At 48.1% G+C, this 9,531-nt stretch carries 7 protein-coding genes, 1 tRNA gene and 3 rRNA genes; 7 read left to right on the plus strand and 4 right to left on the minus strand.

Annotated elements, in window-relative coordinates; translation table 11 throughout:
- The 4 genes from J7439_RS24340 to J7439_RS24355 all read left to right on the plus strand — a co-directional run.
- Positions 1–99: ribosomal RNA gene (locus tag J7439_RS24340) — 23S ribosomal RNA — on the plus strand; the annotation flags it as partial.
- 174 nt (positions 100–273) lie between these two features.
- Positions 274–389: ribosomal RNA gene (gene rrf / locus J7439_RS24345) — 5S ribosomal RNA — on the plus strand.
- A 48-nt stretch (positions 390–437) separates the two neighbouring features.
- Positions 438–553, plus strand: a 5S ribosomal RNA gene (rrf, locus tag J7439_RS24350).
- Between the two features lie 601 nt (positions 554–1,154).
- On the plus strand, positions 1,155–2,558 hold the full coding sequence (locus J7439_RS24355) for an SLC13 family permease (protein ID WP_209204649.1): 1,404 nt from the start codon (positions 1,155–1,157) through the stop codon (positions 2,556–2,558).
- Positions 2,559–2,644: 86 nt separating this feature from the next.
- Here J7439_RS24355 and J7439_RS24360 read toward each other — a convergent pair whose 3' ends face one another.
- The 3 genes from J7439_RS24360 to J7439_RS24370 all read right to left on the minus strand — a co-directional run bounded on the left by J7439_RS24360 (position 2,645) and on the right by J7439_RS24370 (position 6,714).
- The gene (locus tag J7439_RS24360; RefSeq protein ID WP_209204650.1) at positions 2,645–4,051 is read right to left on the minus strand and encodes an SLC13 family permease; all 1,407 of its coding nucleotides are present in this window, start codon (positions 4,049–4,051) and stop codon (positions 2,645–2,647) included.
- Positions 4,052–4,231: 180 nt separating this feature from the next.
- Positions 4,232–5,467, minus strand: coding sequence for a GGDEF/EAL domain-containing response regulator (locus J7439_RS24365; RefSeq protein ID WP_209204651.1), 1,236 nt, complete (start codon positions 5,465–5,467; stop codon positions 4,232–4,234).
- Positions 5,468–5,610: 143 nt separating this feature from the next.
- Positions 5,611–6,714 carry a polyamine ABC transporter substrate-binding protein gene (locus J7439_RS24370; protein ID WP_209204652.1) on the minus strand — a complete coding sequence of 368 codons (1,104 nt, stop codon included), beginning with the start codon at positions 6,712–6,714 and terminating at the stop codon, positions 5,611–5,613.
- Between the two features lie 239 nt (positions 6,715–6,953).
- Here J7439_RS24370 and J7439_RS24375 point away from each other — a divergent pair, with 239 nt between their 5' ends.
- On the plus strand, positions 6,954–7,910 hold the full coding sequence (locus tag J7439_RS24375; RefSeq protein ID WP_209204653.1) for a universal stress protein: 957 nt from the start codon (positions 6,954–6,956) through the stop codon (positions 7,908–7,910).
- Positions 7,911–7,928: 18 nt separating this feature from the next.
- Here the strand turns inward: J7439_RS24375 and J7439_RS24380 are convergent, their stop codons facing one another.
- Positions 7,929–8,363: a c-type cytochrome gene (locus J7439_RS24380; protein WP_209204654.1), complete on the minus strand. Its 435-nt coding sequence runs from the start codon at positions 8,361–8,363 to the stop codon at positions 7,929–7,931.
- Between the two features lie 427 nt (positions 8,364–8,790).
- Between J7439_RS24380 and J7439_RS24385 the strand changes: the two genes are divergently transcribed.
- Both J7439_RS24385 and J7439_RS24390 read left to right on the plus strand, forming a co-directional pair.
- Positions 8,791–8,867: transfer RNA gene (locus J7439_RS24385), tRNA-Arg, on the plus strand.
- A gap of 330 nt (positions 8,868–9,197) precedes the next feature.
- A partial coding sequence (locus tag J7439_RS24390) for an Arm DNA-binding domain-containing protein (RefSeq protein ID WP_209204655.1) occupies positions 9,198–9,531 on the plus strand: 334 nt, incomplete at its 3' end.

Below are 9,531 nucleotides of genomic sequence, written 5' to 3' on the forward strand. Positions count from 1 at the left end.
CTGAAGAGCCGTTAAAGACTATGACGTTGATAGGTTGGGTGTGTAAGTGCTGTGAGGCATTGAGCTAACCAATACTAATGACTCGTGCGGCTTGACCATATAACGCCAAAGCGATTTAAAAGACAGTGGGCAGTCGGCAGTAACCAGTCGGCAGTCAACCGCCATGCGCAGTAGAGTGTTTAGCAAGAACAGCTTAATTAACAACGGATTCCAGAGTGAGTAGAAGTCAACTGGCGACTGCCAACTGCCAACTGCCCACTCAAACCAGTTAAGCCTGGCGACCATAGAAGGTTAGAACCACCTGATCCCATCCCGAACTCAGCAGTGAAATGACCGATCGCCGATGGTAGTGTGGGGTCTCCCCATGTGAGAGTAGGTCATCGCCAGGCACCAAATTCTATAATCTTTGAGAGTAAAGCTTGAAGATACCAGTTTAGTCTGAAGACCATAGAGCATTAGAACCACCTGATCCCATCCCGAACTCAGCAGTGAAATGATGCATCGCCGATGGTAGTGTGGGGTCTCCCCATGTGAGAGTAGGTCATCTTCAGGCACAAAATATAAACCCCCGATAGCTTGGCTGTCGGGGGTTTTATTTTATCATGGTTAAAAAGTGCAACAGAAAAATCCTATCTTCGCTTAAGTAGCGCTGCGCTTGAATCAAATGCACCTGATTCTGGCCATGGGATATCACCATCTCTGTGAATGTTCTTCTTCACACCAAATTGATTGTTTGTAAGAGCAATTATCTTTTCCAAAGATGAGTTGTTGAAACTTGTTATTTATTTCCTTGGTTAAGTCTGGGTCTCTGACCTGTGAGTGTTCAATGTTTTTGCTGCTGTTTTTTTTCTAACATCATAATCATGCAAAGCTTTTATATTGTATATTTTTTCACTATTTTTATGCTTTAAGAAAAGGTTATCTATATGATCTGATTAATAGTATTTAACCTTATCTTATGCAAAATTATTCATTAATAAGTCTGTGTTCTGGCTCAAGGTATTGATAGGCACAATTTTGCACTGAACAATTTAATTGTCTTAACTGTTAATTATTTAAAAATGATTATGTCTGCTTTCTGTTGATCAGCTTCAGCGTTCCAGCCTTTAGAGCACGCTGATCCATTTTAACTGCTCATGTACGGTATGTTGTAAATGACTCCGCTTAAAAAGGTTGTTCCAATAGCAATCATCTTTCTGGGGCTGTTCGGCTTTCCGGAAATGGTGTTTCCCGAAGGTGTCTTGTCAATTTTGCAGCAGCGGGTGTTGGCCATTTTTATTCTGGCAACCCTGATGTGGGTCAGTGATGCCGTGCCAGCCTTTGCAACATCTCTTCTGATTATTACACTCTTGGTATTGACCGCTTCAAACAGCGCACCTTTTCCGCTCAGGGATGGTCTTGGTGAAGACATGCTGAACTATGTGTCTATTTTCAATAGTCTGGCATCACCCATCATTGTCCTTTTTCTGGGCGGGTTCTTTATTGCTCTGGCCTGTGCCAAGTACAAGGTAGATATCAATCTGGCTCGTGTTCTGTTAAAGCCTTTTGGCCAGAAGTATGAAATTGTGATGCTTGGTGTGATGATCATCACGGCCACCTTCTCCATGTTCATGAGCAATACAGCGACCAGTGTGTTGATGCTGACTATTATGACGCCATTGTTGGCTCGAATGGACAGTGAAGATCCCGGATGTCGGGCAATGGTATTGAGTATTCCTATTGCCGCAAACCTGGGTGGTATGGGGACCCCGATTGGAACTCCGCCCAACGCCATCGCTTTCCGTTATTTTGTCGGTGAGCATGCGTTGTCGTTTGGTGGCTGGATGCTGTTTGCCGTACCGATTACTGTCGCTATGATTGCTTTCAGTTGGTGGTTACTGCAAAAGATGTACCCCTCCAATGGTGGCGATCTGGATGTCCGGATTGATGGCCGTTTTGAAAGAGGGCTGAAGCCGTACATTGTTTATATCACTATTGTGGTGACCATCCTGCTGTGGGTGTTCTCCGATGTCCACGGCATTAATGCCTGTGCCGTTGGCATTATTCCGGTGGCTGTATTCAGCCTGTGTGGCATTGTTGATAAGCATGATCTGAAGCATATCAGCTGGGATGTGCTCTGGCTGCTTGCCGGTGGTATTGCCATTGGTACTGCGCTTGCCTCGTCTGGTCTTGCCGGGTTGCTTGTCAGTATGGTGCCATTTGAACAGTTCGATGCGGTGACCATCATCCTGGGCATCAGCGTGCTTTGTATGATTATGGCGACATTTATGTCCCATACGGCCACTGCAAACCTGTTAATGCCCATTGCCATCTCCATGTCCAATTCTGTGGTCAGTATTGCAGAGCAGGGAGGACTGGTTGTGATGGGTACGGCGGTTGCCCTGGCGTCTTCCCTGGGGATGGGCCTGCCAATCAGCACACCGCCCAATGCACTGGCTCATGCTACAGGGTTGGTGGATACCAGGGACTTTATCAAAACCGCTCAGATTTTAAGTCCGCTGGGGGTTTTATTGATCTTTTCGGTATTGATGCTGATGACCTGGATGGGCTTCTTTTAAGGGGGAATGTCAGGTATGCGTTTTATTTTTGACGTTGAAAGAGATGACAACCCCGAGTTCGGGGTTGCCAAATAGAGGGAGTCTGATCAGAAGTAACCCAACACACCCAGCAGGGTAATCACTGCAAAGATCAGAATGACACCAATGGTACTGATGAACTTACCAGCCTTGATAAAGTCTCTGCTGGCAACCATTCCGGTGGCATGGGCCAAAGCGTTGGGTGGAGTACTGATAGGCAGTGACATTCCCATGGATGCTGAGAGAGCAACCGAGATAACCATAAGGCTGATCCCGCCATAATTTTCCAGCCCGCTCAGAACCGTAGCGACTGAAACCGCAATTGGCATCAGCAGGTTTGCTGTGGCGGTATTGGACATAAATGTTGCCATCACCATTGAGACCACAGCCATCAGGAATAACACCACAAAGGTTCCCATGGTGTCGAAGGGAATGGTGTGAACAATAGAGCGTGCCAGGCCGCTTTTTTCCAGGGCATAGCCCAGGGCAATACCGCCGGCAATCAGCCAGAGTACATCCCAGTTAATATTTTTGATGTCGTCGGTATCGATAATGCCTGAAAGGGAGAAAACGATAACTGGCAGTAAGGCGACAGTGTACGAGTTTACGCCATGAATGCTGGAGGTGGTCCATAGCAGTACCGTCGCGGCGGTTGTTGCATAAACAAGGTAGGCTTTTGGCGATTGTTCAAAGGTGCATTCGATTTTAACGGCAAGCTCTTTGATGTTTCCCGGATAAAGTTTACGCAATAATACCCAGGCAATCATAATTAATACCACGGCCATGGGGATGGCAAACAGCATCCACTCGCCAAAGGTGATGGCATGCTCGCCGGTTAAATAGCGAAAAGCAATGGCGTTCGGTGGCGTGCCGATGGGGGTTCCAATACCGCCGATATTGGCGGCAATGGGCACAGCAAGAATAACACCCTTGACGGCATTATCCGTGGTATCAACGTTTGCCAGCAATGGCGTCAGCAAGGTAAGCATCATCGCTGTTGTTGCGGTATTACTCATAAACATGGAGAAGAAGGCGGTAATACCCATCAAACCGAGCATCACTTTCTGGTAATCACTGCCAATGGGTTTTAACAATACTCTGGCCAGGTTGATGTCCAGTTTGTACTTCGTGGCAGCAATGGCAATGAAAAAACCGCCAAGAAACAGGACAATAACCGGGGCTGCCAGACTGCTGAGAATTTCTTTGTAGCTGAGCATGGCCTCCGGATTCAATGCTTCCCGGAGAAAGTACGGGCTGGTATTGGACACCATGGTGGCCAGCAGGCCCAGAATAAGCAGTGACGTTGCATAGGCTGGCACGGCCTCAGAGACCCAGAGCAATGTGGCCATCAGGAAAATAGCCAGCACCCGTTGCTGTTCAATGGTGAGGTTGGCAATAGGGATAAATTCAGCGGGAATGAAAAACAGAAAGAAGAAAGAGGCTGCAATCAGCGACAGCTTGAGAATACGCGACATAGACGTCATTCAACCCTTGAGATGCAAATAACAGTTTAAAATTCTTGGAGGTGTTCATCATGCATCAACGGTGCAGCAAACGTACTGAAGCAGATCAATGAAACATCATTTTCGAAAAGTGAATATAGTTCAGGCAGAAAAATATTGGCAGATTGCATGACTACCTGTGTCAATGCATTTTCAGATACAGGGCTTGGGTAGTGTAATCGGTTGTCTTGCCAGCCACTCCCGCTCCCACCGGGGGATTTCATCGGCGGGCATTGGCCTGGCAATGAAGTAGCCTTGTGCCTGGTCACAATTTAACTCATTCAGCAATTGCCAGCCTTCGAGTGTTTCTACTCCCTCGGCAACGGTTTGCATATTCAATTTGTGGGCCAAGCTGATATTGGCTTCAACAATCGCTTTATGGTTTTTGTCACTACAGGCATTAGAGACAAATGAGCGATCAATTTTCAGCTCACTGAAAGGGATTCGGTTTAACTGCTGCATGCTGGAATAGCCAGTACCGAAGTCGTCAATAGAGAGAGAGAAACCATGGAGTTTGAGTCTGGCCAGTGTTTCCAGGGAAAGCGCAGCATTTTCAATCAGACTGCTTTCGGTAATCTCAAGAGTCAGGAGCTCTGGTGGAATACTCAAACCCCGCATCTTACCAATCAGCATGTCGGGAAGGTCTGTATTGGTGAGAGTGGCTGCAGAAAGGTTGATGCCAACGGCAATGTTTCTGCCCTGTTCACGCCAGACTTGAATCTGCTCCAGTGCCAGGTCGATCATTTTTGTGGTCATGGGGGTTATCAGGCCAGAGCTCTCCATCATGGGGATAAAGTGGACTGGGCTGATAACGCCAGCTTCCGGGTGATGCCAGCGGGTTAGCGCTTCAACAGAAATCATTCGGCCACTTTTCAGCAAGACCTTCGGCTGGTAGTAAAGCACGAACTGATTGGCTTCAATGGCTTTCTCAAGGGCTTCTTCATCAAAGACCAGCTCTCTGGTGGTGACGGGGCAGGCGTTATTCTCAGTCTGTTCTGAGCAGTAAAATTCCAGTAATTCTCTCAGACGGGGACGGGACATTGGTTTGGGGATATGGCCCAGCACCATCAGGCCATGAGCTTGAGCCATATCACTGACCATTCGGACTAAAGCTGCCTCCATGGCGCTGAGCACAATTACGCCCCGGGCAAGCTTTTGCTCCGCAAGGTGGCGGATAAACCGGATACCGTCCATACCCGGCATATCGAGGTCACAGATGACGATATCAACGGCATCCCTGTTTTGCAGAAACTTCAGAGCCTCTTTGCTGCTTTTTGCTGTATGCAGTCTGTCAATATTAAGGCCTGAGACCGTTTGCTCTGCCACCACTCGCTGAAAGGGGTGGTCTTCCAAAATCAGGATACTGAGAGAGGTGATGTTACTGTCCATGTAATGGCCGGGTGAAAATGATTCAATTTATAAATTATGGCGTATTGGGCAGTACTGGAGGTTTTTTTTAGCGGTTATTGGATAAATGGAGCCAGAGTGACAGTTATCAGAAGGATCAACTTCTGATAACTGTTGGCAAAAGATCAGTTGCCAGATTTTATTCTGGACCACTCGCGGGTGATGTAACGCTTCAGTTTGGATGGCAGTTCTTTGAAAACAAAGAGTTTTTCCATGGTTTCATCGTTTGGGAAGACACCGGGGTCTTTAGCAATATCTGCATCCACATACTGTTTAGAAGCAGGGTTAGGGTTGCTATAGGTCACGTAGTTGGTCACATCAGCAATCACCCTAGGTTCCATCAGGTAGTTCAGCATCTGGTGGGCGGCGTCTTTGTGAGGCGCATCATTAGGAATGGCCAGCATATCAAACCACATGGCTGCACCTTCTTTGGGCACGACATAGCGGATATCCAGGCCGTTACCCGCTTCTTTAGCCCGATCTCTGGCAATCATCGCGTCACCAGACCACATCAGGGCCACACAGATATCGCCATTGGCCAGGTCAGACAGAGAGCGGGAAGAGTGATAGTAAGCGATGTAAGGAGAAATCTCTTTCATCTTGGCCACGGCTTGTTTGTAATCCGCCATATCCAGACTATCGCCGGGAATGCCGAGGTAAGCCATCACAGACGGCAGCACTTCACTTGCAGCGTCAAGAAACGCAACACCACAACTTTGCAGCTTCTTCATATTCTCCGGCTCAAGGATCAGAGACCAGCTATCCACAGGGGCATCCTTGCCGAGCGCTTTTTCGACAGCCGCCTTGTTATAGCCAATACCGGTGGTTCCCCAGAGGTAAGGGATACCGTAGGTATTGTTTTCATCAAAGTTGTCTGAGATCGCCTTCATAATGACGGGATCAAGATGTTTCAAATTAGGCAGTTTGGACTTATCCAGCGGCTCATAGACACCGGCACGAATCTGGGTCTTGTAGAAATCGTGGGAAGGAGAGACCAGATCGAAACCGCTGCGACCGGAGAGCAGTTTACCTTCAAGTACCTCATTACTGTCATAAACGTCATAAACTACGTCGATGCCAGTTTTGTCGGAAAAGTTCTTGACGGTATCTTCCGCGATGTAATCGGTCCAGTTATAGAAATACAGTTTTTCAGCCTTGTCATCTGAGGCCTGGAGTTGGGCAGCACAGAGCAGTGCGGCGACGATGAACGTTCTCTTAATCGGTTTCATAAACGTGCCGTGAACCTTATACAAGGAAAATAATAGGGAGCGAGATTATATAGCAGTAACATTGTTCTACAAGTCTGTTCCTAAGTAGCTGGCCATATGGAGTCAGAAATATATGATTTCATATGGTTAGCTACTTATTGGTTACCAGGCAGAATTCCGGAGTTATCAACAGAATATCTGGCAGGGCGACCAATTCCTGCGATAATGGGTAGGGTTGTGATCGGTTTGAGACTAAATTGATGCATGCTTTTCGTTCGATTCTTCTGGCCGTTACCCGGCAACACACCTCGGATATGGAGCTACAGCAGGCCTTTCGGCTGGCTCTGGATAACCGGGCCACCTTATTGATCGCCCTGTTTGACCAGAGCCTGGAAACTCTGAATCATCTGCAATTTGTCCCATTGGAAAAAAAACTGGAAGACCACCTCAGGCAGCAACTTGAGGATGAGCTTGAGCGCCTCAAGGCCATGGCCTGGGAGCAGGGGATCGAAGCAGAGACATTGATTGTTCCCGGCCGACCCCGGCAAGCCATTTACAAGGTGATCAAAGAACATCATATTGACCTGGTCATCAAACTGGCGGATGCCAGTGGCGCGCTGACTCGTAAACAGTTAACGGGCAATGACCTGGCTTTGCTCAGAAAATGCCCGGTGCCCATTTTGATGATGGCCGACCGGGATCAGCTCCCACAATTCAATGGCAAAATCCTGGTGGCCGTGGATGCTGGCGACCCGGACTCGGATGCCCATGATCTGAATCGCACGCTTTTACAATACGGTCTCTATCTGGCCAGTCAGGAAAAGGCTGCGTTGCATCTGGTCAGTGTCTGGAATGTACCCTTGGGTCGGCGCTCCCTGAAAACATTGTCTGATGAAGAGCTTTATGAATTGCAGGAAATAACCCAGCGGCGCTACCACAACAAATTACAGGAGGTCATGCAGGAAGTTGGCGTGACTGAGAATGATGACCAGCAGGTATCCATTCATCTGCTCAGGGGCAACCCGGCGACCGAAATCCAGCAACTGGCCAATGAGCTGAATGTTGATGTTATTGTGATGGGCACGCTTGGTCGCCATAAGGAAGGCATTCTGGTGGGGAATACGGCTGAAAACATCATGAACAGCATCTACTGCTCAATACTGGCGGTGAAGCCGGAAGGATTTATCAGCCCGCTGGCAAAAGCGGCCAGCGGCTGATCAAACTGAAGGAAGAGGTCAGGGCTTGAGGCCGCTCATGTGTTCTATCGCGATACTGATCTCTTCATCAGAACAATCCATACAGGTACCTTTGGCAGGCATACTGCGAATACCGTTAATGGCATTGGACAGCAGGCTGCTGAACCCGCCAGCGGTTTTCTCAGCGGCTTGCCATGCTGCGGCATCGTCCTTTTTGGGAGCACCTAACAGGCCAGAGCCATGACAGGCCACACAAAACTGATTGTAAATTGCATCGCCACTTCTCGGGCCACTGCTGGAGCTGGCTACTACCCCGGCGGCACTGGCACACTCTTCACCTGCGAGACAGACGAAGCCCACAGGAGCAAGACGCTCGCTTATCTCACCACGAGTAATTGAATCAAGGTCTGCAGTCGGCTTGGCAAACACCAGCGACGCGAATAGTCCCCCGACTAACAGAATCAAAGCACGCATATGAGTTCCCATTGACACTCGCTTGTCCTCTTAAGGCGATTAATGGCTATCTTATTTTAGGCGTTGCCAGAGCTGATACTGCCAGAGCTGGTAAAAAGTAGCTTAAGACTCGCTGATAAGCTTTCGCCTGTGTAGCCGAATTATTCCGGGCAATGGGATTATAGATCAATTGGTATCCCCGAAACAGGGGTTTATACATTGTGGGTTTCGGTAATTATCGTGGTTTGCCATTATTAAGTACTCGACCGGGGCTTGAACAACTTACTGAGCCAGCTCACGGAATGCCGATGATGAGAGCAGGTCATTAAAAGAAGACTGAGACGCTTTTGAAATTGGTACCAGGCAGCAGTAAAAAAATCATAGACAGTCCAAGGGTGGATCAGTATTATTGGCAACCGCTGGAGCAGCTGTCTGCTGCTCTGGAAGTGCATCCGTAGCTCAGCTGGATAGAGCGCTGCCCTCCGGAGGCAGAGGTCAGAGGTTCGAATCCTCTCGGGTGCGCCATAACGGCGGTATCTGCACTGACAGTAAGTGCTTACATTTCTCCCTTCAAAAAATTCTATCCTACGTATAGCCTACACCTGAGATCGAGATTTTCTCGTTTTTCGCCGTCAGATTGTATCCATAGTCGTCTATATCGATCATTATTTTATCTGTTTTACTCGCTCTTGATCGTTCTGGTCATCCATAAGATTGGCTTTTTTAGACGCCAAAAAATATGGATAAAAATCGTTCTTCATCGTTTTGATTTGATGGAACCGCTACTTCATGGCTCTCTCCTGAAAAAACAGCATATTGACTCTATCACTACGACTGATCAGGGAGGACTCAGTGATGAGCAATAAAAAGGTTATGCGTTTCAGCAAGAGTAAGTTGATGGCTCTGAAACCGGCTAAGCAAGATTATTTTGTGCGCGATGAACTGGGGGCTGGCTTGCGAATCAAGGTCAGTAGTAAGTCCGGAACCAAGACCTTTCAGGTGCAAAAGCGTCATGCTGGAAAAGTTAAGACGATTACTCTGGGAAAGTTTGTTGATGCTAACGCGGTGTTTGTCAACATAGTTGTCGCCTCAACTCACACAGCTTGCCTTAGCTGTCCGGCAACTGACCGGTCTGGATTCAGCCAGACTTCATCTTCCAGGTCCCAGTTACGGGTTGCCCTTTTACCCC

The organism is Salinisphaera sp. G21_0, assembly GCF_017744115.1.
Taxonomy (GTDB): domain Bacteria; phylum Pseudomonadota; class Gammaproteobacteria; order Pseudomonadales; family Endozoicomonadaceae; genus Endozoicomonas.

Coding starts and splice junctions, on each gene's coding strand:
- J7439_RS24365 (WP_209204651.1), bottom strand. CDS start 5,467: ATGGACAGTAACATCACCTCTCTCAGTATCCTGATTTTGGAAGACCAC.
- J7439_RS24380 (WP_209204654.1), bottom strand. CDS start 8,363: ATGCGTGCTTTGATTCTGTTAGTCGGGGGACTATTCGCGTCGCTGGTG.
- J7439_RS24375 (WP_209204653.1), top strand. CDS start 6,954: ATGCATGCTTTTCGTTCGATTCTTCTGGCCGTTACCCGGCAACACACC.
- J7439_RS24355 (WP_209204649.1), top strand. CDS start 1,155: ATGACTCCGCTTAAAAAGGTTGTTCCAATAGCAATCATCTTTCTGGGG.
- J7439_RS24370 (WP_209204652.1), bottom strand. CDS start 6,714: ATGAAACCGATTAAGAGAACGTTCATCGTCGCCGCACTGCTCTGTGCT.
- J7439_RS24360 (WP_209204650.1), bottom strand. CDS start 4,051: ATGTCGCGTATTCTCAAGCTGTCGCTGATTGCAGCCTCTTTCTTCTTT.